Source organism: Frankia sp. Cppng1_Ct_nod (assembly GCF_920656135.1).
GTDB lineage: Bacteria > Actinomycetota > Actinomycetes > Frankiales > Frankiaceae > Protofrankia > Protofrankia meridionalis.
This window is the reverse complement of record NZ_CAKKTK010000012.1, coordinates 49,077-71,711: the sequence shown is the minus strand read 5'-3', so window position 1 is coordinate 71,711 and position 22,635 is coordinate 49,077. Positions and strand designations below refer to the sequence as shown.

16 protein-coding genes are annotated in these 22,635 nt (G+C 68.5%); 10 read left to right on the top strand and 6 right to left on the bottom strand.

The features are described from left to right. Positions 1-262 precede the first annotated feature (262 nt). The 4 genes from NBW77_RS06090 to NBW77_RS06075 form a co-directional block, all read right to left on the bottom strand. Positions 263-487, bottom strand: a complete 225-nt coding sequence (locus tag NBW77_RS06090; RefSeq protein WP_242605551.1) for a heavy-metal-associated domain-containing protein — start codon at positions 485-487, stop codon at positions 263-265. Positions 488-536: 49 nt separating this feature from the next. After that, positions 537-845 carry a metal-sensitive transcriptional regulator gene (locus NBW77_RS06085; protein ID WP_502799444.1) on the bottom strand — a complete coding sequence of 103 codons (309 nt, stop codon included), beginning with the start codon at positions 843-845 and terminating at the stop codon, positions 537-539. An 82-nt stretch (positions 846-927) separates the two neighbouring features. After that, positions 928-1,593, bottom strand: coding sequence for a response regulator (locus NBW77_RS06080; RefSeq protein WP_131745236.1), 666 nt, complete (start codon positions 1,591-1,593; stop codon positions 928-930). Between the two features lie 241 nt (positions 1,594-1,834). Then, positions 1,835-5,770, bottom strand: coding sequence for a HAMP domain-containing protein (locus NBW77_RS06075; RefSeq protein ID WP_250279390.1), 3,936 nt, complete (start codon positions 5,768-5,770; stop codon positions 1,835-1,837). A gap of 231 nt (positions 5,771-6,001) precedes the next feature. Here NBW77_RS06075 and NBW77_RS06070 point away from each other — a divergent pair, with 231 nt between their 5' ends. The 6 genes from NBW77_RS06070 (at position 6,002) to NBW77_RS06045 (ending at position 14,270) form a co-directional block, all read left to right on the top strand. Beyond that, complete coding sequence (locus tag NBW77_RS06070) at positions 6,002-8,257, top strand: SpoIIE family protein phosphatase (protein WP_250279389.1); 2,256 nt, start codon at positions 6,002-6,004, stop codon at positions 8,255-8,257. A 232-nt stretch (positions 8,258-8,489) separates the two neighbouring features. Further along, positions 8,490-8,900, top strand: a complete 411-nt coding sequence (locus NBW77_RS06065) for an ATP-binding protein (protein WP_250279388.1) — start codon at positions 8,490-8,492, stop codon at positions 8,898-8,900. 136 nt (positions 8,901-9,036) lie between these two features. Further along, positions 9,037-10,416: a cystathionine beta-synthase gene (locus NBW77_RS06060; protein WP_250279387.1), complete on the top strand. Its 1,380-nt coding sequence runs from the start codon at positions 9,037-9,039 to the stop codon at positions 10,414-10,416. Continuing rightward, positions 10,413-11,612: a cystathionine gamma-synthase gene (locus NBW77_RS06055; protein ID WP_131745235.1), complete on the top strand. Its 1,200-nt coding sequence runs from the start codon at positions 10,413-10,415 to the stop codon at positions 11,610-11,612. Before NBW77_RS06060 ends, NBW77_RS06055 begins: the two co-directional genes overlap by 4 nt. 140 nt (positions 11,613-11,752) lie before the next feature. Next, on the top strand, positions 11,753-12,742 hold the full coding sequence (locus tag NBW77_RS06050) for an LLM class flavin-dependent oxidoreductase (protein ID WP_131745234.1): 990 nt from the start codon (positions 11,753-11,755) through the stop codon (positions 12,740-12,742). Further along, entirely contained in the window at positions 12,729-14,270 is a 1,542-nt protein-coding gene (locus NBW77_RS06045) for a long-chain-fatty-acid--CoA ligase (protein ID WP_131745233.1), read from the top strand. The genes NBW77_RS06050 and NBW77_RS06045 overlap by 14 nt, the downstream gene beginning before the upstream one ends. Positions 14,271-14,324: 54 nt before the next feature. Here the strand turns inward: NBW77_RS06045 and NBW77_RS06040 are convergent, their stop codons facing one another. Then, a complete protein-coding gene (locus tag NBW77_RS06040; RefSeq protein WP_502799443.1) occupies positions 14,325-16,511 on the bottom strand; it encodes an MMPL family transporter in 2,187 nt (728 codons plus the stop codon). 109 nt (positions 16,512-16,620) lie between these two features. On the opposite strand from NBW77_RS06040, the gene NBW77_RS06035 reads away from it, so the two are divergent. The 4 genes from NBW77_RS06035 to NBW77_RS06020 all read left to right on the top strand — a co-directional run bounded on the left by NBW77_RS06035 (position 16,621) and on the right by NBW77_RS06020 (position 19,795). Beyond that, positions 16,621-17,379 (top strand): TetR/AcrR family transcriptional regulator, encoded by a 759-nt coding sequence (locus NBW77_RS06035; RefSeq protein ID WP_131745232.1) that lies wholly within the window; start codon positions 16,621-16,623, stop codon positions 17,377-17,379. A 38-nt stretch (positions 17,380-17,417) separates the two neighbouring features. Further along, the gene (locus NBW77_RS06030; RefSeq protein WP_250279386.1) at positions 17,418-18,080 is read left to right on the top strand and encodes a hypothetical protein; all 663 of its coding nucleotides are present in this window, start codon (positions 17,418-17,420) and stop codon (positions 18,078-18,080) included. Positions 18,081-18,186: 106 nt separating this feature from the next. Next, positions 18,187-19,350 (top strand): cysteine--tRNA ligase, encoded by a 1,164-nt coding sequence (locus tag NBW77_RS06025; protein ID WP_131745231.1) that lies wholly within the window; start codon positions 18,187-18,189, stop codon positions 19,348-19,350. A gap of 172 nt (positions 19,351-19,522) precedes the next feature. Then, positions 19,523-19,795, top strand: coding sequence for a hypothetical protein (locus tag NBW77_RS06020; protein WP_131745230.1), 273 nt, complete (start codon positions 19,523-19,525; stop codon positions 19,793-19,795). Between the two features lie 16 nt (positions 19,796-19,811). Here NBW77_RS06020 and gcvPB read toward each other — a convergent pair. Next, a partial coding sequence (gcvPB, locus tag NBW77_RS06015; RefSeq protein ID WP_250279385.1) for an aminomethyl-transferring glycine dehydrogenase subunit GcvPB occupies positions 19,812-22,635 on the bottom strand: 2,824 nt, incomplete at its 5' end.

Genomic DNA, 22,635 nt, shown 5'->3' with positions numbered 1-22,635 from the left:
GCCCCCGAACATCAACCAGGACGTTGATCAGATATCGGATCGATTCATCGATCAACATGGTTCGCCCGGAGTATAGACGCCTCGACAATCATTCGAGGTCAATACTTTGGAACCGGCCTTGCCGATCGCACGAACCTCGAAAGATCGCTTCGATGGAAGGTCTCAGGACGGCCGATGGTTGCAAGCGTCCGCCGCGACAACCGCACCGCGTCCGCGGCCACCCGCGGATCCCCGCGGACTGGTGTCAGGTGGCAGACAAGCCCTAAACCGCTCCGGTCAGTTCGAAGCCGGCCTCGGTGACGGCGTCCCGAAGGAGCGCCTCGTCGAGAAGCTGCTCGCTGGTGACGGTCATGGCACCCGCGGCGACGTCGACCTCGACCTCCCGGACGCCGGGCAGTGCCGACACCTCCGTCGTCACCGCCTGGGAGCAGTGCCCACAGTTCATCCCCGTCACCCCGTAGGTCGCGGTGACCGTTGAAGTGTTCACGTAGCGCAGCCTCCACACGTCGTACCTGACGACAACCAGGACCAGGCAATCACGACCGGACGAGACGAGCGATCGCGGCCGACGCCTCGCGGACCTTTTCATCGGCGCCGGGCCCACCTTCCGCCACGGCATGCGCGACACAGTGCCCGAGATGGTCCTCCAGCAGACCCAGCGCTACTGACTGTAGCGCTCGGGTCGCCGCCGAGACCTGGGTAAGGATATCGATGCAGTACTTGTCCTCGACGACCATCCGCTGCAGCCCGCGGACCTGCCCCTCCACCCGGCGGAGCCTGGCAAGGTAGTCATCCTTGTTGCCCGCATATCCGTTCACCTCACGCACCTCCGACCGACCCGTCACCAACCCTACCCCCCTAGGGTAATACTGGGGGGTAACCGGAGAGTCGACACCACGACGGCACAGTCAGGAAGGGATGGCACAGTCAGGAAGGGGCGGCCCTACCCGCACCGCCCGCCCGGGAGAACGGCTGTAGCCGCGCCACGAGCCCGCGTACCTCGGCCGCGGCCGCGGCGATCGTCTCCTCGGGCACGCTCGGCGACGTCCCCTCCAGCAACACCTCCAGGGCGGACAACCGCTCGGCGACCTCGGTCATCAGGTCGAAGTCCCGGACCCTCGCCCGGGCAAGCTCCGCGACCCGCTCGTTCTTCTCGAACAGTTCGACGAACACGGTGACCTTCGCACGCAGCAGCCACGGGTCGAAGGGCTTGGCGATGTAGTCGACCGCGCCGACCGCGTAGCCGCGGAAGGCATGGTGGGGTTCCCGGTCGATCGCGGTGAGAAAGATGATCGGCGTGTCCCGGGTCCGGCCGCGCTGCTTGATCCGGTGCGCGGTTTCGAAGCCGTCCATCCCCGGCATCTGGACATCGAGCAGGATCACCGCAAAGTCGTCCACGAGAAGGCGCTTGAGCGCCTCCTCGCCTGACGATGCCGTGACCAGGTCCTGGTCGAGGGAGGCGAGGATGGCCTCGAGCGCCATGAGGTTGTCGGGCCGATCATCCACCAGAAGGATCTTGCTGCGCGGGCGCTCCGAACCATGGGCGTCCTCGGCGTCTCCGGCGTCCACGAGACCACCATTGCGCTCGGTCACCCGCCCCCCTCCTCCTTCACCATGCGTAACCACTGCCGTGCCATGTGGTCGACTAGGGACCGTAACCGTACAAACGTCTACCACAACGCCGCCAGGTCCCTTCCCACGAAGTATCACCGCATCAGCCTTACACCTCTGCACGGCCCGGTTCGACGCACCCCCGTGGACAAACGCCCCCGGACGCGTTCTCGCCGACCGCCCACCCGTGGGTGCCGCCGGCCCACCACTCCTGCGCGTGCAACTACACGTGCAACCGCATCGTGCCCAACAGATGGTCAAGATCAACAGGTTTGGTCACGTAGTCGGTAGCGCCCGCATCGAAACTCTTCTCCTGGTCACCCGGCATCGCCTTGGCCGTCAGCACCACGATCGGCAGAGCTGCGAACGCTGGCATCTGCCGGATCGCCGACGTTGTCTCGTTACCGTCCAGCCCCGGCAGCATCACGTCCATCAGGACAAGGTCGATCGACGAACCATCCTCCTGCAGCAGCCGGATCGCATCGTGGCCGTTGTCCGCGTACAGCACGCGCATGCCGTGCATTTCCAGCGCGCTGGTCAACGCGAACACGTTGCGGACGTCGTCGTCCACGACGAGCACGGTCGAACCGACCAGCGGGTCGGATTCGTCCAGCGCCGCCAAGGGCTGGTGAGTGGTGAGTTCCACGGGCAGCTCGGTCAGGAAGGGCGTTCCTCCCCCGTCCGACATCGTGGCACGACGAAACCCGCCGCGTACCCTCGGTCGCACGGCCGACTGCCCCACGGCGGCACCCCCTGTCACACCAGGCCGGTCCGCACCCGGCGCCGATCTCCCGGACAGCCCGGCGAGTCTCCGCCGCTCCACCGCCCCGGGAACCCCGGAGAGCATGATGATCTCGTCGGTCTCCCCGGGGTTGGCGGCCGGCAGTACCTCCGATGGCATCACCGACGGCACATACAGGGTGAAGGTGCTGCCCCGGCCTGTCGCGCTCGCAACACCGATTCCCCCCCCGAGCAGCCTCGCGATCTCCTTGCTGATGGACAGCCCGAGTCCGGTACCGCCGTAACGGCGTGACGTCGTCCCGTCCGCCTGTTGGAACGCCTCGAAAATCATGAGGAGTTTGTCGGCCGCCACGCCGATACCGGTGTCTGAAACGCTGAACGCCAGCACCACGGGTGCGGCGGACAGGCTCGGCGTGGTGAAGGCGACGTCCGCGGGGGCAACCGTCACATCCAGACGCACCTCGCCGGAGTCGGTGAACTTCACCGCGTTGGACAGCAGGTTCTTCAGCACCTGCTGAATACGCTGCTCGTCGGTGACGAACTCCTCGGGGACGTCGTTCGCGACCGTCACCTCGAACGACAGTCCCTTTTCTTCGGCCATCGGGCCGAATACCTGCGCAACCGTGTCGCACAGGGTCGTGGTACGGACGGTGATGGCTTCGACATCCATCTTGCCGGCCTCGACCTTTGACAGGTCGAGAATGTCGTTGATGAGGCCGAGCAGTTCCGAACCGGCCGAGTGGATGGTCTCGGCGAAATCGATCTGCTTGGCGGTGAGGTTCGACTCGGAGTTGTCGGCCAGCAGCTTCGCAAGCAGGAGCAGACTGTTGAGCGGGGTGCGGAGCTCGTGGCTCATGTTCGCCAGGAACTCCGACTTGTACTGGGACGACAGCGCAAGCTGTTCAGCCTTCTCCTCGAGGCCGATACGGGCCATCTCGATTTCCCGGTTCTTCTCCTCCAGGAGCGCGGCCTTCTCCTCCAGCTCGTTGTTGGTGCGCTGGAGTTCCACCGACTGCGAGCGCAGTTCCTGGGTGAGGCGCTGGGACTGGGCGAGCAGTTCCTCGGTCCGCGCGTTCGCCATGATTGTGTTCAGGACGACACCGATCGTTCCGACGAGCTGGTCGACCAGATTCAGATGCAGCTCGGAGAACGGCGTGAAGGACGCGAGCTCGATCACGCCGAGTACCTGTTCCTCGAACAGCACCGGAACAACCACGAGATCACTCGGTGGCGCGTCCCCGAGGCCACTGCGGATGTGTAGATAGCCGGCGGGGACCTGCTCGACCCGGATGCGCTTCTTCTCCACCGCGGACTGGCCGACAAGACCCTCGCCGAACAGGAACGTCCCGTCGGAACGCCTGCGCGGTGCCGAACCATAACCTGCGACGTGCCGCAGTTTGTCACCCTCGATGAAGTCGAGCAGGTAGACCGTACCGAGTTGGGCACCGACCGCCGGTGTCATCTCACTGATAATCATCTGGCATACCGCGTACAAATCACGCTGGCCCTGCATCTTGCTGCCGATGCGTGCGATATTCGACTTCAACCAGTCCTGCTGGGCATTCTTGTCGGTCGTCTCCCGCAGGTTGGCGATCATCTGGTTGATGTTGTCCTTGAGCTCCGCGACCTCGCCCTCGGCCTCCACCGTGATCGAACGAGTGAGATCACCTCGGGTAACCGCGGTCGACACCTCCGCGATCGCCCGGAGCTGGGTGGTCAGCGTGGACGCGAGCTGGTTGACGTTGTCGGTAAGCGCCTTCCAGGTCCCGTCCACTCCCGCAACGGTCGCCTGGCCACCGAGCTTGCCCTCGGTACCGACCTCCTTGGCGACGCGGGTGACCTCGGCGGCGAACGACGACAGCTGATCCACCATCGTGTTCACGGTGTCCTTCAGCTCGGCGATCTCGCCCTGCGCGTTCACCGTGATCTTCTGGGACAGGTCACCCCGGGCCACCGCCGTCGTCACCAACGCGATGTTGCGGACCTGACTGGTCAGGTTCCCCGCCATCGAGTTCACCGACTCGGTCAGATCCCGCCACACCCCGGACACGCCCCGCACATGCGCCTGCCCGCCCAGGTTGCCCTCGGTACCGACCTCCTTGGCGACGCGGGTGACCTCGTCCGCGAACGACGACAACTGATCCACCATCGTGTTCACGGTGTCCTTCAGCTCGGCGATCTCGCCCTGCGCGTTCACCGTGATGGTCTGGGACAGGTCACCCCCCGCGACCGCCGTCGCGACCTGGGCGATGTTGCGGACCTGACTGGTCAGGTTCCCCGCCATCGAGTTCACCGACTCGGTCAGATCCCGCCACACCCCGGACACGCCCCGCACATGCGCCTGCCCGCCCAGGTTGCCCTCGGTACCGACCTCCCAGGCGACGCGGGTGACCTCGTCCGCGAACGACGACAACTGATCCACCATCGTGTTGATGGTGTGCGCGAGGCCCGCGACCTCACCGCGCGCATCCACGGTGATCTGGCGGGTGAGGTCACCGCGGGCTACCGCTGCCGCGACCTCGGCAATGCTGCGGACCTGCGTGGTGAGGTTTCCGGCCATGACGTTCACCGAGTCGGTGAGGTCCCGCCACACCCCGGACACGCCCTTCACCGTGGCCTGCCCGCCCAGGTTGCCCTCGGTACCGACCTCCTTGGCGACGCGGGTGACCTCGTCGGCGAACGACGACAGCTGATCCACCATCGTGTTCACGGTCGACTTCAGCTCGTGGATCTCACCGCGCGCGTCCACGGTGATCTTCTGGGACAGGTCGCCCTGGGCCACCGCGGTGGTGACCTGGGCGATGTTGCGGACCTGACTGGTCAGGTTCCCCGCCATCGAGTTCACCGACTCGGTCAGGTCCCGCCACACCCCGGACACGCCCTTGACCCGCGCCTGCCCACCCAGGTTGCCCTCGGTACCGACCTCGCGCGCGACGCGGGTGACCTCGTCCGCGAACGACGACAACTGGCCCACCATCGTGTTCACGGTCGTACCGATCCGCAGGAACTCACCCCGCACCGGTTGGCCGGCGATCTCGAGCGCCATATGCTGCGAAAGATCACCCTCCGCGACCGCCTCAATCACACGCGCGACCTCGTGCGTCGGGCGGGCGAGGTCATCGATGAGCGAGTTGACCGCATGGTTCGAGCGCGTCCAGCCGCCCTCGTACCCGAGGTCGGCCATCCGCTCGGTCAGCCGACCATCCCGCCGGATCACCTTGCTGACCCGTTCCAGCTCGAGGCAGTGCTGCTCCTGAACGCCGGCGAGCTCGTCAAAACGTTCGGCCAGCAACGCACCGCGACCGGTCCGTTCCCCCAGTCGTACCGAGAAGTCACCGAGACACAACGCGGTCAGGGCATCCAGCAAATCCTCGATGAGATGGTCGTCCACAGACGCGGATTCCGACACCATCGTCATGGTGGAGCCCTCCAAACCCGCATCCGCGGGAATCTCTCGCATGTGGCCGACTATCGGAACCGATCAGCGGCCGTTAATCAAGGTTCCGGCCGTGCTCGCCGTCAGTATCCGCCAGGACCCACTCGACGGATATCGGCGGACCCGTCCTCAGAGTGCCGGACAGGCCGTCCCAGAGTCGGCGCCCCATGGCCAATCCCTCAGAGCTGGACAGCACAGGAGACACTGACCGGCATGATTCCCGTGCTCGGAGACGAGGGACTCCGCCGCACCCTGACGCTTCCTCCGGCCACCGACTCTCCCCGGTCGGCCCGTCGGTTCGTCGTCGACACCCTCCATGGCATCCTCCACCCGGACCTTGTCGACACCGTCCTGCTGCTGGTGACCGAACTCGTGACCAACGTGGTCGTCCACGCCGGCACGGACACGACGGTCGAGATCCGGCACGACGCCGGCGGCCTGCTCGTCGGTGTCAGCGACCGCCACCCCGTGCCGCTGGGCGGTTTACCGGCAGCCAATCCGGCTCGGACGAACAACCCACCGGCCACCTACGGCATGAAGACCGTGGACGGTCCGGAGCTGCTCGCCGACCTCGCCGGGACATCGCGGGCGACCACCGGTATCGCCACGGATGACATCGACGACCTGCGGGAGGACGGCCGCGGCCTCGCACTGGTGGACGCCCTCAGCACGGCATGGGGAACCGAGCACGACCACACCGGCAAGAAGGTGTGGTTCCGCCTCAGCACCCCCGCCGACGTGGATGCGGGTGTTCACCAGGTCGCGCCGGCCGCACACCCGGCCATCCGGCCCGCGCGGGTAACGGCGGGGGCGCGGCGCCCGGCGCGACTACTCTCACCGGGTCTCGCGTCCGTGCTGTCGGCCGAGGACGAGGTCCGTGAACTGCTCGCACAGCTCGTCGACGCCCTGCCGTCATCGGGCGGTGGCCTGGTACGGCGGCCGGGTCGGGGCAAGAACGGCACACCGGACGTGGTCGCGGCCCTCGGCTCGACCGGAACCGAGCGGGATGCCCACCGGGTCCCGTTGGACTCCCGGGACGGGATCGTCGGGGAGCTGCTGCTGTGGTCACCGGACCTGCCCGCGTCCAGTGGGAAAGGCCCCGCCGGGATCGACCCTGCTGACCCCGGCAACGACGACCTCAACGACGACCTCAAGGAACGGATCCGGCTGGTTGCCCGTTGGATGGCTCTGGCCCTCGGTGGCGCCCACCTCCGGCGGGTGGAGGAACGACGTATCGGCATGTTGTCGTTCCTTGCCGAAGCATCCGACCTGCTCGCCGGCAGCCTCGACACCGATCGCAGCCTGGCGCTGCTCGCCCGCCTGCCGGTGCCTCGGCTGGCCCAGTGGTGCGCGGTCTACCTGCTGCGCGAGGACGGCGCGATAAGGATCGCCGCCGTCGGTCATGTCGACGAGGCCAAGGCCAGCGACCTGTCGGACTGGGCCGACGACCCGGCCGGGCCGATGCTGGCCCAGGTACGAGCGGCACTTACCGAGACCGTACGGGTCGTCACCATCAACGGCTCGCCCACCGTGATCGCCGCGATGCGGGCCCGGCGCCGGGTGTTGGGTGTGGTGACCCTCGGCCGCGCTGTGGGCAACAGCTTCGAAGCCGACGAGATCGACCTGCTTTCCGACCTGGCCCGCCGCGCCGCGTTCGCTGTCGACAACGCACGCCTGTTTCGCCAGCAGGTGGAGGTTGCCGGCGCGCTCCAGGCCGGGTTGCTGCCACCCGAACTGCCGGACATCGACGGGATCGAGCTCGGTTCGTCCTACCGCGCCGCCCGGGCCGGGCTGGATGTCGGCGGTGACTTCTTCGACCTCGTCCCGAACCCGGACGGCGGATGGACGATCATCATCGGAGACGTCTGCGGCAAGGGTGCGGAGGCCGCCAACGTCACCGGGGTCGCGCGGGCCGTGCTACGGCTGCTGGCGGGCCAGCGCAACAACCTTCCCGACATCATGATGGATCTCAACCGTGCACTGCGGGACTCCGGCCACGGAAACTCCACAGGTCAGGGACGGTTCTGCACCCTCGCCGCGGCCGAGCTGCGGCCCCCGGGCGAACCGTGGCCCGGTCAGCGGGAAGCCGGCCGCACGGCGGACAGGGTGGTCTCGATCTGCATGGCGGGGCATCCGCTGCCGGTGGTCGCACGGGCCGATGGACGGGCCGTCTTCGTCGCGCAGCCAGGAACGCTGCTCGGGGTTCTCGACGACGATGACGCCGCCTTCCCCGAAGTGCGGGTTTCGCTCGGGGCCGGCGACGCGCTCGTCCTCTACACCGACGGCGTGGTCGAGGCCCGCCGCGGCCGGGAGCTGTTCGGTGACGAACGACTGTTGGAGACCGTTCGCGGCTGCGCGGGAATGTCCGCCCAGGGAATCGCGGACCGGGTCCGGGCGGCTGCCGAACGGTTCGCGGGCGGGCGGCTGCGTGATGATGTCGCCGTCCTGGTAGCCCGCGTACCGGGATGACGCTGCGCGACCACGACCGGCCCCGAGAAACCTGGGCTCAGAAAGGATCAGCACAGATTCGTGACGCGAACCGCGAGTACTGTTGCGCTGGGTAATCCATGCCCGGTCGTCATCCCCCGGATGACTGCAAAAGGCCCGGAAGTGCTTGGAATGGCCCGTCTATGGGTAGACCGGCGGGGATGTAACCGGCCGGACCTGGTGATCAATGAATGTAAACGGGGTGTAAGCGGACATGGTGACCTATGCATCGTCGTTCCGTCCCTCGGCCACCCACACGCTGGTCGAACTGCCCTACGTACCCAGCGCCGTTCCGCAGGCCCGCCGGGTACTCAGGCAGCAGCTCGCTGCCACGAATCTGCCCGATAAGATCATCGGAACGGCGGAACTACTGGTCAGCGAGCTGGTGACGAATGCCGTCAAGTACGGCAAGCCGCCCATCTGGCTACTGATCGAGCTGCGTCCCGGGCTGGTCCACGCCTCGGTCTCGGACACCTCCGTCGCGCTTCCCCACCGGCAGTGCCTCGACCTGGGCAGCGAGGGCGGGCGCGGCCTGCTCATCCTGGACGCGCTCGCCGGCAGCTGGGGCGCGGTGGCGGTCGACTCGGGCAAATACCTCTGGTTCGACCTGCCTGTCACCCCGTGAACCGAATGCGTCCACGGCAGCCGCCGCCGGATCGGCCCACACGACGTCGACACACCTGTGGTGATCCAGCGTCTGGCCTGTCGGACGGACCTGGCTGCGTAAGCTGTGGTCCCGGCGGCGAAGGCGAGGACCCGGAATGCGTGTCTACGACAACCTGGTCGCGGCGGTCGGCGGAACCCCGCTGGTCAGGCTGAACGCGGTTACCGAGGGCATCACGACGCCCGTGTTCGGCAAGCTGGAGTACCTGAACCCGGGCGGATCCGTGAAGGACAGGATCGCGCTGGCAATGGTGACCGCCGCGGAGGAGTCCGGGCAACTGCGGCCGGGCGCGACGATCGTCGAACCGACCAGCGGCAACACCGGTGTGGGTCTGGCGATCGTGGCCGCCATCCGCGGCTACCGCTGCGTGTTCACCATGCCCGACAAGATCAGCGAGGAGAAGCGCGCGGTACTGCGGGCCTACGGCGCCGAGGTACTGGTCTGCCCGACCGCGGTCGCGCCGGACGACCCCCGCTCCTACTATTCGGTCGCCCGCCACGCCGTCGCCGAGACGCCCGGCGCGTGGAGCCCGGACCAGTACTCCAACCCGCACAACCCCGCGGCGCATCACGCCACCACCGGTCCGGAGATCTGGGAGGCCACCGACGGCCGCGTCACCCACTTCGTCGCGGGCATCGGCACCGGCGGGACGATCAGCGGAACCGGCCGGTACCTCAAGGAGGTCAGCTCCGGACAGGTACAGATCGTCGGCGCGGACCCGGAGGGGTCGGTGTACTCCGGCGGCAGTGGCCGGCCCTACCTTGTCGAGGGGGTCGGTGAGGACATCTGGCCCGCGACCTACGACAAGACAGTGGTCGACCGGGTGGAAGCGGTCAGCGACCGTGACTCGTTCCTGATGACCCGGGAGCTGGCCCGCCGCGAGGGCGTGCTGGTCGGCGGCTCATGCGGACTCGCGGTCGTCGCGGCACTGCGGGTGGCCCGGGAACTCGACGCGGACGGCTGCGTCGTGGTGCTGCTGGCGGACTCCGGCCGCGGCTACCTTTCGAAGATCTTCAATGACGAATGGATGTACGACTACGGCTTTCTCGACCCGCCGTCGGACGAGCCGACGGTCGCCGAGGTGCTGGGCCGCAAGGCGGCCGACACCACCGGGCCACCCGAGTTGGTGCACGTACATCCCGACGAGACCGTGGGCGCGGCCATCTCCTACCTTCGCGAGTACAACGTGTCCCAGATGCCGGTGGTCAGGCAGGAACCGCCGCTACGCTCCGCGGAAGTGGCCGGCTCCGTCATCGAACGGGAACTGCTGGGCGCGGTTTTCGCCGACCGTGCCGCGATCGACGCCCCGGTGGCCTCCCACATGTCCCCGCCGCTGCCGACGGTGGGTGCCGGCGAGCCGGTGTCGGTGCTGGTTGCCGTCCTCGGCGACGCACCTGCCGCGGTCGTCCTGGAGGACGGCAACCCGGTCGGCATCCTGACCCGCTCCGACCTGCTCGGCTTCCTGGCCACCCCGTGACCCGGCAGAACAGCGCCGACCAGCGGAACGCGGCCGGTGAATGGGCCGGCGCGGGGTTCGAGACGGTCGCGATCCACGCGGGGCAGGAACCGGACGCGGCCACCGGCGCGGTGGTCGTCCCCATTCACCCGTCGTCGACGTTCGCCCAGGACGCTGTCGGCGTTCCCCGCGGCGCCTACGAGTACGCCCGGTCAGCCAATCCGACCCGCACCGCGCTGGAGACCTGCCTCGCGGCGCTGGAGGCGGGCACGGTGGGCCTCGCGTTCGCCTCCGGGCTTGCCGCCGAGGACGCCGTGCTGCGGACGGTCCTGCGGCCGGGCGATCACGTGGTGATCCCATCGGACGCCTACGGCGGCACCTACCGCCTGTTCGCGCGGGTATTCGCCGAGTGGGGTGTCGAATACACCCCGGCACCACTTGATGACCTTGAAGCTGTGCGGGCGGCGCTGCGGCCCGGTACCACCAGGCTGCTGTGGTGCGAGACGCCCACGAACCCGTTGCTCGGTGTCGCCGACGTCGAGGCCCTGGCCGGGCTCATCCACTCCGTCGGCGGCCTGCTCGCGGTCGACAACACGTTCGCCACGCCCTACCTGCAACGGCCCCTGGCCCTCGGCGCGGACGTGTCGGTCCACTCGACCACGAAGTACCTCGGCGGGCACAGCGACGTCGTCGGCGGGGCCGTGGTCGTGGTCGATCCGGCCCTCGGGGAGCGGCTGCGGTTCATCCAGAACGCCACCGGAGCGGTTGCCGGGCCGTTCGACGCCTGGCTGGTGCTGCGGGGGGCGAAGACGCTCGCGGTGCGGATGGACCGGCACTGCGCGAACGCCCGCCGTATCGCCGCGTTGCTCACGACGCATCCCGCGGTGGCCGCCGTGTACTACCCGGGCCTGCCGGGCGACCGGGGTCATGCGGTCGCGGCGAAGCAGATGCGCGACTTCGGCGGCATGGTGTCGTTCACCCTGCGCGGCGGCGAGGAGGCGGCGGTCGAGGTGTGCCGGCGGACGCGGGTGTTCACCCTTGCCGAGTCCCTCGGTGGCGTCGAGTCACTGATCGAGCATCCGGGGCGGATGACGCACGCCTCGGCCGCGGGCTCACCGCTGGAGGTGCCCGCGGACCTCGTCCGGCTGTCGGTCGGCATCGAGTCCGCCGAGGACCTCGTCGACGACCTCACCCAAGCCCTCGCCGCATTGAACTGAGCGGGGTATCCCGTAGCCGTCTCGCGTCGGTGCGGGTGGATTCGGTTTGTGGAAGAGGCGCCGAACCCGGCCGTCATATCGGCGACCTCGCCCCTATCGTCTAATTTAGATCACCTATAAAGTGATTTCGGGAGGTGACGATGAGACGGACCGCTGGGACCGACGCACCGGCCGGGGGCATCGAACAGGGGGTGCTGTTCGGTTTCAACGCCCGCGGCGAGAAAGAAGAAATCCAGCGGTTGGACAACCTCGGAATCGACTCGTTATGGGCGAGCGGTCATATCGCGGCGCCGCTGCCCACCCCGGAGGCGCTGGTGACCCTGGGGCTGCTGGCAGCGCTCACCGACCGGCCTCGGATCGGGACCGCCGTGCTGCTCCTCCCGCTGTATCCGCCGGCGATCGTGGCGAAACAGGTAGCGGCGATCGACCGGGTGAGCGGCGGCCGGGTGACTCTCGGGGTCGGTGTCGGTGGGGAGTATCCGCAGGAGTTCGACGCCTGCGGGGTGCCGGTCGCCGGCCGGGGCCACCGGGTCGACGAACAGATTCGGGTCCTGCGGGATCTGTGGACCGGCGAGAAGGTCGACGGGGCCGGTCCGCACTACCCGTTCCGCGGAATTCGGATCTCGCCGTCCCCCGCCCAGCCCGGCGGTCCGCCGATAGCGATCGCAGGGACGAAAGCACCGGCGATGCGACGGGCCGCGACTCTCGGCAACGGGTGGATGCCCTACCTGCTGTCCGCCGACCGGTACGCGCAAACAGTGCGGACGGTTCGCGAGCAGGCCGCCGCGATCGGGCGCGACCTCGACGGCTTCGAGTGGTTCCAGTTCCTTTTCGTCAGCGTTGCCGACCGGACCGAGGACGCCTACGAGGAAATGGCGCGAATGTTCGGCTCGGTGTGGTCGCGAGACCTGCGCGGGCTGGTCGAACGGGTGACGGCGGCGGGCACGCCGGAACAGGTGGCCACGCGGGTGCAGGCCTATGTGGATGCGGGCGCCCGCCATGTGATCTTCCAACCGGCCGGTGACGACGTCACCGCGTCCCTGCGGAACGCCGAGCGCGTCGCGCGCGAGGTACTGCCGCTGGTGACCGCGCCGAAGCGAGTGGAGGCGACGTCAGATGCTGATCGGTGACGTGTTGTCGCTGGGAGCCGCGAACTGGCCGGAGCGGGTGGCCTTGGTCGCAGGGAAGGAACGCCGGACGTTCGCGCAGCTGCAGGCGGACTGCTTACGTCTGGCGAACGGACTCTCGCGGCTGGCGTCCCCGGGAGACCGAGTCGCCATCCTCGCCCGCAACGTGCCCGCCTATGTCGAAGCCCTCTACGGTGTGCCGACCGCCGGCATGGTGCTCACCCTGCTCAACTACCGGCTCCACCCCAAGGAGTGGACCGGCATCATGGCCGCGGCCGGTGCCCGGGTACTCATCGTCGACCGGGAGTTCGTCGACGACATCCGGCCCGTGCTTACCGAGGTACCGACATTGGAGCACCCGCTCGTGATCGGCGGTGCGTCCGACGGGTACGGCACGCCCTACGAGGAGCTCGTCGCCTCGGCATCGCCACAGCAACCACCCGTCGACATCTCGGACGGCGACACGGCCTGGCTCGTCTACACGAGCGGGACGACCGGATTCCCCAAGGGAGCAATGATCACCCACCGGGGCATCGTGAACGCGGCTGTGACGATGATGCTTGCAGTCCGACCGACGGATCGCGACCGGATGCTGATGACCTTTCCGATGTGCCACACGGCTGCCTTCCAGATGCCGACATACCACCTGTGCGGGATACCCACCGTCCTGATGCGGTCCTTCGATGCCGGGACGTTCCTGGAGCTGGTCGAGGAACACCGCATCACGCTCACCTCCCTCGCGCCGACCATGGCGGCCTTCGTTCTGCAACATCCGGCCATCGACCGCCACGACCTGTCCTCGGTGCGCAGTCTCGGATACGGCGGAATGCCGATGCCGGTCGCCACGGCCCGCGCTCTGATGGACCGGCTGGGGACGGTTCTCGTGACCGGCTTCGGCCAGACCGAGTCCACCGGATGGGTGACCGCCCTGACCCCGGATGACCATGCACGGGCCCTGGCGGGCGAGGAGCGGCTGCTGGAGTCGTGCGGACGGGCACTGCCGCTGACCGCCGTCGCCGTCATGGACGAACGGATGCGGCGGTGCCCTCCCGGCGTCCCGGGTGAACTGGTCATCCGTGGCGACCTGGTGATCAAGGGATACTGGAATGACAGGGACGCCACCGCCGCCGCCTTCGCCGGCGGGTGGCTGCACACCGGCGACGTGGCCACGATGGACGACGAAGGATACGTATACCTCGTCGATCGGATCAAGGACATGATTGTTTCTGGTGGCCAGAACGTGTACTCCAGCCAGGTGGAGCAGGTCCTCCACCAGCATGAGGCCGTGCTGGAAGCCGCCGTCATCGGCGTGCCCGACCCGGTCTGGGGTGAGACCGTGGTTGCCGTTGTCGTCCCCCGTGCCGGAATGCGAATCGATCCCGACGACATCGTCGCGACCTGCGGGACGCGGCTTGCCGGGTACAAACGTCCCCGGCAGGTCCACGTTGTCGACGAACTTCCCAAGAACATCACCGGCAAGGTCCTCAAACGTGAGCTCCGCGCCCGCTTCGCGTCCGAAACGGCCCCCTGACTCACCAGTCTCCGGTCAATCGCAGCTCTCCGGTCGATTGCGCGGCTGGTCTTCCTACGGGGCGGACGGGGAAGCCGGCGCCTCGGAAAGGCCGATCCGAGTGTGCAATGCCCGCAACGGCCGCGGCGCCCACCAGTTGGCATTGCCGGCCAGCCGCATGAATGCCGGGACCAGCACCCCTCGGATCACGGTGGCGTCCACGACGATCGCCAGCGCCGTACCGATACCGAGCATCTGCAGGAACGTGACCGACGACGTCGCGAATGCCACGAAGGTCACCGCGAGCAGCGCCGCGGCAGTGGTGACGATCCGCCCGGTGCGGGCCAGGCCGGTCGCGACGGCGTCGGCGTTCGGCACGCCGCGGTCGTACTCCTCCTTGATCCGGGAAAGCAGGAACACCTCGTAGTCCATGGACAGGCCGAACGCGATGCAGAACAGCAGCACCAGCATGGACGTGTTGAGCGGCCCCGGCAGGAAGCCCAGCACCCCGGACAGATGCCCGTCCTGGAAGATCCACACAGCGGCTCCGAAAACGGCGGTGAGCGACAGTACGTTGAGCACCAGCGCCTTCAGCGGCAGTACGACGCTGCCGGTGAACAGAAACAGCAGGACGAACGTGGCCAGTGCGATCAGCCCGATGGCCATCGGCAGCTTCGCGGCGATGGTTTTCTTACCGTCGACGAGCACGGCCGACGGCCCGCCGACGAGCACGGACGTTCCCGCCGGCACGGCGGTCGCCCGGACAGCGCGGGCGAGGTTCTGCCCGGCGTCGGAGAAGGGGTCGACCGATGGGATCACCTCAAGGTAGGTCAGGGCCCCGACGGAGAACCTCGCGTCGGCCGGTCCGGCGGGCGCTGTCTGCCGACCGGCCGCGTAGATACCCGCGGCGCTGTTCACCCGGGCCACGTGCGGCAGCGCGGACAGCTCGCCCGCGTACGCGGGGAGCCCGGAGGTGGCTGTCGGACCGTTCACGACGACGGTTGTGGCTGCGGCGACGTCGGAGGAGAAGTCCTCCCGGATGACATCGCCGACCTGCCGACTCGACGCGGTGTCGCGCAGCACCCGGTCGTCCGGGGTGCCGAACGAGACGTGCAGGAAGGGGAATCCGAGCGTCAGCAGCACGGCGATGGCCGGCACCGCCGCGAGCACCGGCCGACGCATCACACGGGTCGCGACCGCGCGCCAGACGGCCGATTCGGACGCCTGGCCCGGCCCGGACCGTGACCGGCCGACCTTGAGCGCGTTGACCCGCGGGCCGAGCAGCATGAGCAGTGCCGGTAGTGACACGACCGCCGTGACCATCGCGAAGGCGGTCACCGCGATACCGGCGTAGGCCATCGACTTCAGGAAGTACGGGGGGAAGACGAGCATGACCGCGAGGGCCACGATCACGGTGGCGCCGCTGAAGATGATCGTCCGACCGGCGGTACGCATGGTGGTCGTGACCGCGTCGGCGCGGTGGTGACCGGCCGCGAGTTCCTCGCGATACCGGTTGACCACCAGCAGGGAGTAGTCGATACCCAGGCCCAGCGCGAGAGCGGTGGTGAGGTTGACCGCGAAGATCGAGACATCGGTGAGGCTGCCCAGAATGGACAGGATGGCAAGCCCACCGAAAATGCCGACGACACCGACGACGAGCGGCAGTAGCGCGGCGACGACGCCACCGAAGGCGATGACGAGCAGCACCATGGTGACCGGGATAGCCAGCGACTCGGCCACGGCGAGGTCGGAGGTGACCTGACTGTTGATGTCCTTGCTGGTGGCCGCCTGGCCGCCTGGCGTCACGGTAACCAGGCCACCGCCGCCCGTTGCCTTCTCGTACCGGGTCACGAGTTCCTTGGCCCGGTCGTTATCCGCCACATGGGCCACGACCAGGGCATGCCTGGCGTCCACGGACCGCAGCGCCACGCCACCGCCGTCCCAGTAGGACACCACCCCGTCCACCCCCCGCTCGGCCGCCAGCCGCCGGGTGATGTCGCTACCGGCGGCGGCCACGGCAGGGTCGTCGACCGTTCCCACGCCGGCGGTGACCAGGAGCACCAGGTTGCGCTGCCCGCCGAAACGCGCCTTCACCACCTGCGCGGCCCGGGTGGAGTCCGACCGTGGATCGTCGAATCCGCCGGTGAGTAACTTGCCGAACGCCCCTACACCGACCACGGCTGCCGCGGCCACGACCAGCAGGGTTACCAGCAGGACGAGTCTGGGACGATGCGTGACCATACGCACGGGGCTTGCGGACACCCGGACCTCCAGAGAGTTGTCATCGCTCCAGAGAACAGTGTTCGCATACACCGGCCACCGTCAAGACATATCGCCCAGAAAGTTGACGCCGTTCACTGACTGGACCAGCATGGCTGGGGTGACCACGCCGGCATCGAGACGCGAGCGCCTCCGGCTCGCGACCATCGATGAGATCAAACAGACCGCCCGTGACCAGCTCAACGAGCACGGCGCGGCCGGGGTGTCACTGCGAGCGGTGGCCCGGACGATGGGCCTGACGCCATCCGCGCTCTACCGGTACTTCGCAAGCCGTGACGAACTGATCGCGGCGCTCATAGCCGACGGGTTCGGATCCCTGGCCGACGCACTGGAGGACGCCTTCGCGCTGGCGCCCTCCGACGACCATTCCCGACGCTGGCTGAGCGTCACCCGCACATACCGTCAGTGGTCGCACGAGCACGTCACCGAGTACATGCTGCTCTTCGGAACGCTGGTACCCGACTGCACACCTCCCTGCGACGAACCATGCCCCAACACGGACCGGGCGGTCGCGGTGCTGTTCCGCTGCATGACCGAAGCGATCACCGCCGGCCTGCTCGACCCGTCGCATTTCGCGGTGGAGCTGACCCCGGCCCTGCGTGACAAGGTCGAGGCATGGCGCGAGAAGACCAACAACCCGATCTCTCCGGAGGGGCTCGCCGCCTGCCTGATCGTGTGGACGCAACTGCACGGGTTCCTGTCCCTGGAGCTGTTCGGCCACCTCCCACCGGTGATGGGTGACGCGAGCGCGCTGTTCGACCAGCAGATGCTCGACGTCCTGGTTCGCTGTGGCTACCAGGGCCCCGTGGACTTCATGACCGGCCAGGAGTCGGAGGAAAAATCCGGCTAGCCATTTTCGATCAGTGCGAATGACGTCATTCTGACAAGGTGTCAGGACAGTGGTGGCAGACACGGGCCGTCCTCAGCCGTGCGACGCTGGCGGCCGTCGCACTCCCGGCCGCGGTGGCGCTCGCTCTCACCGGCTGTGGCGCGAGTGGCGGCATCGGCTCGAAAGCAGCCGGCCGATCCACGCCCGGCCAGGGCTCCGGCACCCACGAAACCGCGGCCGGGACACTGCCGAACCTGGTCGGCAAGGGGCTGCAGTTCGCGCAGGACACCGCGCAGGCCGCCGGCTTCAAGCACCTGACGTCCCATGACGCGCTCGGGCGTGGTCGCGCCCAGATACTCGACCGGGATTGGCAGGTCTGCGACCAGTCGCCGGCCGCCGGGTCGCATCCGGTCACCACCAGGGTCGACTTCGGCGTGGTCCATCTCGACGAGACCTGCCCGGCCGCGGGCGCCGTCGACGCCACGGTCCCCACCATCGGCGCGACCATGCCGAACCTCACCGGCCGCTCCGTGAAGGTCGCCCGCAGTGTGTTCGGCGACAATGCGAGCATCACGCTCCATGACGCCACTGGCAAGGAGCGGGTGGCGATCGTCGAGAGCAACTGGAAGATCTGCTCGACCTCACCGGCCGCCGGCAGGCCGTACTCCCTCGGCAACCCGGTCACCCTCAATATCGTCAAGTTCGAGGAAGCCTGCCCCTGACATCCGCCGCCCCCGGATACCGGCCAGGCCGGCGGGCCACCCGAGCGAGATCGACCGGAACGCCTTTTCCGTTTCGCCCGACGGGGCGAGGTGGGATGCTTCGCGGATGGATTCCGTCGGAGTGCCTGCCCGGGGTCCTCTGCGGCTGACCGGCATCGCGCTGCCGGTCGTCGGGCGGGCCCGGCTGTACGTATGCGGGATCACTCCCTACGACGTCACGCACCTCGGTCACGCCTCGACCTACCTGTGGACGGACCTTGTCGTCCGGGTCTGGCGCTCGATCGGCGTCACGGTCGAGGTGGCACGCAACATCACCGATGTGGACGACGCGATGTTCGCCGAGGCCCGCCGGGTCGGGATGCCCTACGACCAGGTCGCCGCGATCTCGCGGTTCGCCTTCGACCGGACCATGGCGGCGCTCGGCGTCCGCCCACCCGACCACGAACCGACCGCCCGCGCATCCGTCACGCATGTCATCGAGCTCGGGCAGGCCCTGCTGGCCGCCGGACACGCCTACCTGCGTGACGGCACCGTCTACGCACGCACCGCCGATGCCGCCGCACGGGTGGGGCTCAGCCCGGACGAGGCCGTCAAACTCGCCGCCGAGTTCAACGACGACCCGGACGACCCCGGGCGCGACGATCCGCTCGACGTGGCCGTCTGGCGGGCCGGCGGTGCCGACGTCCACGGCACGGCCGGACCTGGACAGACCCGGGTGAGCTGGCCGAGCCCGTGGGGTCCCGGGCGTCCCGGCTGGCACGCCGAGTGCGCGGCCATGGTGCTGAACACGTTCGGGTCCAGCGTCGACCTGCATGCCGGCGGCGAGGACCTGTGCTTCCCCCATCACGCGGTGGAGACGCTGCTCGCCGAACAGGCAACCGGGGTGGCACCGTTTGCCCGCGCCTGGCTACAGGTGGGGGTGGTACGCGTCGGCGGACTGCGGATGTCGAAGTCGCTGCGGAACCTCACGCTGGTCGACGACCTGCTGGAGCGTCACAGCCCGGCGGCTGTCCGCCTGCTGTGCCTGGGGCGACGCTGGCAGGACGCCTGGGACTACGACGAGGCCGCCTTCGACCAGGTCGAGGCCACTGTGGACCAGCTCTACACAGCGGCCGGACGCACGGGTTCGACCGCGGACCAGGCGCTTGCCGTCGCCGCGGTCGACGCGGCGCTGTCGGACGACCTGGACGTGCCGCGGGCGCTGGCGCTGGCGCTGGACTCGGGCGGCGCGGCGGCCCGGCGCCTCATCGACGTCGTCGGCCTGGCCTGACTCCCGTCCGCCCGGGGCCACGAAACACCGAACGCAGGCGTCCCCCAGGGCCTGGCTGAGCGTCGTCGAATCGTGGCCGTTATTTCGGCGAAACATGCTCGGGACGCCTCGTCACTCCCTACGCTGGTGGGTGATCCGTTCGACGGTTCAACCACTCAGGCGGGGTGAGGACATGACCGACGGAACTTCGACCGGCCAGGCAGCAGACATCTCCGGAGCGGCCCGACAGCATCTGGTGACGTTTTCCAGGAAATGCAGCTGCGGCTGCCCACAGCTTTTCGTCGACCACGAGGCCCCGGCCGAGCGCCGGGTCGTCCTGGTGGACGACTTCGGCCAGCAGGTGCAGATGAGCGTCGACCAGCTGCACGCAATGATCGACCAGGTCCGCTCCGGTAGGTTGGAGCGCGTCCTCGACTCGGCGCTGGCGGTCGCACCCGGGATCTGACCCGGGCACGCCAGACCTATCCGGGCGCGCCGGCCCTGGCCGACGCGGCGTCGGAGTCGGCCGGGTGCACGTGTGCGGGGGTCGCGCCGGACTCGGTGTACTCCTCGACGGGCGGGCAGGTGCAGAACAGGTTGCGGTCACCGTAGGCGCCGTCGATCCGACCCACCGGTGGCCAGTACTTCGACTCCCGCAGGGAGGGCACGGGGTAGGCCGCCGCGGACCGTGAATACGGGTGGGTCCACTCGTCCACCAGCAGCATGGCCGCCGTGTGCGGGGCGTTGCGCAGCGGATTGTCGTGCACCGGCCAGGCGCCCTTGCCCACCAGGTCCGCCTCCCGCCTGATCGAGATCATCGCCTCGCAGAACCGGTCGATCTCGCCGAGGTCCTCGCTCTCGGTCGGCTCGACCATCAGCGTCCCGGGTACCGGGAACGACATGGTCGGCGCGTGGAAACCGTAGTCGACAAGCCTCTTGGCCACGTCCTCCGCGGTCACCCCGGTCCGCTTCGTCAACGGGCGCAGATCGAGGATGCACTCGTGCGCGACGAGTCCATCACGACCGGTATAGAGAACCGGGTAGTGGGACGAGAGCCGGCGGGCAATGTGGTTGGCGTTGAGGACCGCCACCGACGTGGCCTGGCGCAGGCCGTCCGCACCCATCAGCCGGATGTACGCCCAGGGAATCATCAGGATGCCCGCCGACCCCCACGGCGCCCCCGAGATCGGGCCGATCCCGGTGGGCGGACCCACCTCCGGCCGCAGCGGGTGGTTGGGCAGGTAGGGCACGAGCCGCTCAACCACAGCGACCGGACCGACCCCCGGGCCACCGCCGCCGTGCGGGATGCAGAACGTCTTGTGCAGGTTCAGGTGGCTCACGTCCGCGCCGAACGCCCCGGGCCGCGCGAGCCCCACCAGTGCGTTCAGGTTCGCGCCGTCCACGTAGACCAGGCCGCCGCAGGAATGCACCAGGTCACACGCCTTACCGATGCCCTCCTCGTAGACACCATGCGTCGACGGGTAGGTCACCATGAGCACGGCGAGCCGGTCGGAATACGCCGAGGCCTTCGCCGCCAGATCAGCGAGATCGACGTTTCCGTCGGCGTCACAGGTCACCACGACGACCTGCATCCCGGCCATCACCGCGCTCGCCGCGTTCGTTCCGTGCGCGGACGACGGGATCAGGCAGACATCGCGGTCCGGCGCCCCCGGCGGCACATGATCACGATGGTAGGCGCGGATCGCCAGCAGCCCGGCAAGCTCGCCCTGGCTCCCCGCGTTCGGCTGCACCGACACGGCCGCGTACCCGGTAATGGCTGCGAGCCACGCCTCAAGGTCACGGATCAGCTCCAGATAGCCGGCGGCCTGGTCGAGCGGCGCGAACGGGTGGATCTCCGAAAAGTCCGGCCAGGTCACGGCCGCCATCTCGGTGGTCGCGTTCAGCTTCATGGTGCAGGAACCAAGCGGGATCATGCCCCGGTCCAGCGCGATGTCCTTGTCGGCAAGACGGCGCAGATAGCGCAGCATCGCCGTCTCGGAACGGTGCGCATGAAACACCGGATGGTCGAGGTAGCCGCTGGTCCGCGACAGCTCCGCCGGAATCGCCGAGCCCATACCGATCATGCCGATGCTGCTGCCGCCGCCGCTGCCGGTACCACCGACACCGGCACCGGTTCCTGTTCCGGTGGCATCCGCCCGTGCTCGCGTCAACACCCCCGGCAACGGCAACGCTCGGACGCCGAACGCCGCCCACACGGCGTGCAGGTCTGCGTCCAGTGTCGTCTCGTTACAGGAGACACCGACATGGTCGACGTCGACCAGACGCAGGTTCAGCCCGCCCGCCAGCGCCGCCGCAACCGCCTCGGCCGCACCACCCGGCACCCGCGCGAGCACCGTGTCGAAGAAGTGGTCATGGACGACTTCGACGCCGCCGGCACGCAGCCCGGCGGCGAGGCGGACCGCGTGGTCGTGCACCCGCTCCGCGATCGCGGCGAGGCCCTCCGGACCGTGGTAGACCGCGTACATCGACGCCAGCACCGCCGGCAGCACCTGCGCGGTACAGATGTTGCTGGTCGCCTTCTCCCGTCGGATGTGCTGTTCACGGGTCTGCAGGCTCAGCCGGTAGGCGCGGTGGCCGTCGGCGTCCACGGAAACGCCGACGAGCCGTCCCGGCAGCGACCGCTGCAGGCCGTCCCGGACAGCGATGAAACCCGCGTGCGGACCGCCGAAGCCCAGGCTCAGACCGAACCGCTGGGTGCTGCCGACCGCGATGTCGGCGCCGAGCTCACCGGGCGAAACCAGCAGCGTGAGAGCCAGCGGATCGACCGCGACCGCGACGATGATCCCACTTTCGTGGGCCTGCGCGATCACGGTTCGCAGGTCCCGCACACCACCGCCCGCGCCCGGATAGGCCAGCAGGACACCGAACGCCGAGTCCGCGAGGTTCTCCGGGATACCGGCCGACAGGTCCGCGGCGACCACCACGTCGATCCCGAGCGCCTCGGCACGGGTGCGGATCACGGCTGTCGTCTGCGGCAGCGTGTCCGCATCGACGACGAACGTGGACGCCCGTCCCCGAGCCGCCCGACGTGCCAGCTGCATGGCCTCGGCAGCGGCGGTCGACTCGTCCAGCAACGAAGCCCCCGCCACCGCCAGACCGGTCAGATCTGCGATCATGGTCTGGAAGTTGAGCAGTGCTTCCAGCCGTCCCTGGGAGATCTCCGGCTGATACGGCGTGTAGGCGGTGTACCAGGCCGGGTTCTCCAGGACGTTGCGTTGGATCACCCCTGGCATCACCGCCGGGTGGTACCCCAGACCGATCATCGACGGCACGGGACGGTTACGG

Coding starts and splice junctions, on each gene's coding strand:
- NBW77_RS06075 (WP_250279390.1), bottom strand. CDS start 5,770: ATGACGATGGTGTCGGAATCCGCGTCTGTGGACGACCATCTCATCGAG.
- NBW77_RS06070 (WP_250279389.1), top strand. CDS start 6,002: ATGATTCCCGTGCTCGGAGACGAGGGACTCCGCCGCACCCTGACGCTT.
- NBW77_RS06065 (WP_250279388.1), top strand. CDS start 8,490: ATGGTGACCTATGCATCGTCGTTCCGTCCCTCGGCCACCCACACGCTG.
- NBW77_RS06060 (WP_250279387.1), top strand. CDS start 9,037: ATGCGTGTCTACGACAACCTGGTCGCGGCGGTCGGCGGAACCCCGCTG.
- NBW77_RS06050 (WP_131745234.1), top strand. CDS start 11,753: ATGAGACGGACCGCTGGGACCGACGCACCGGCCGGGGGCATCGAACAG.
- NBW77_RS06045 (WP_131745233.1), top strand. CDS start 12,729: ATGCTGATCGGTGACGTGTTGTCGCTGGGAGCCGCGAACTGGCCGGAG.
- NBW77_RS06035 (WP_131745232.1), top strand. CDS start 16,621: ATGGCTGGGGTGACCACGCCGGCATCGAGACGCGAGCGCCTCCGGCTC.
- NBW77_RS06025 (WP_131745231.1), top strand. CDS start 18,187: ATGGATTCCGTCGGAGTGCCTGCCCGGGGTCCTCTGCGGCTGACCGGC.
- NBW77_RS06020 (WP_131745230.1), top strand. CDS start 19,523: ATGACCGACGGAACTTCGACCGGCCAGGCAGCAGACATCTCCGGAGCG.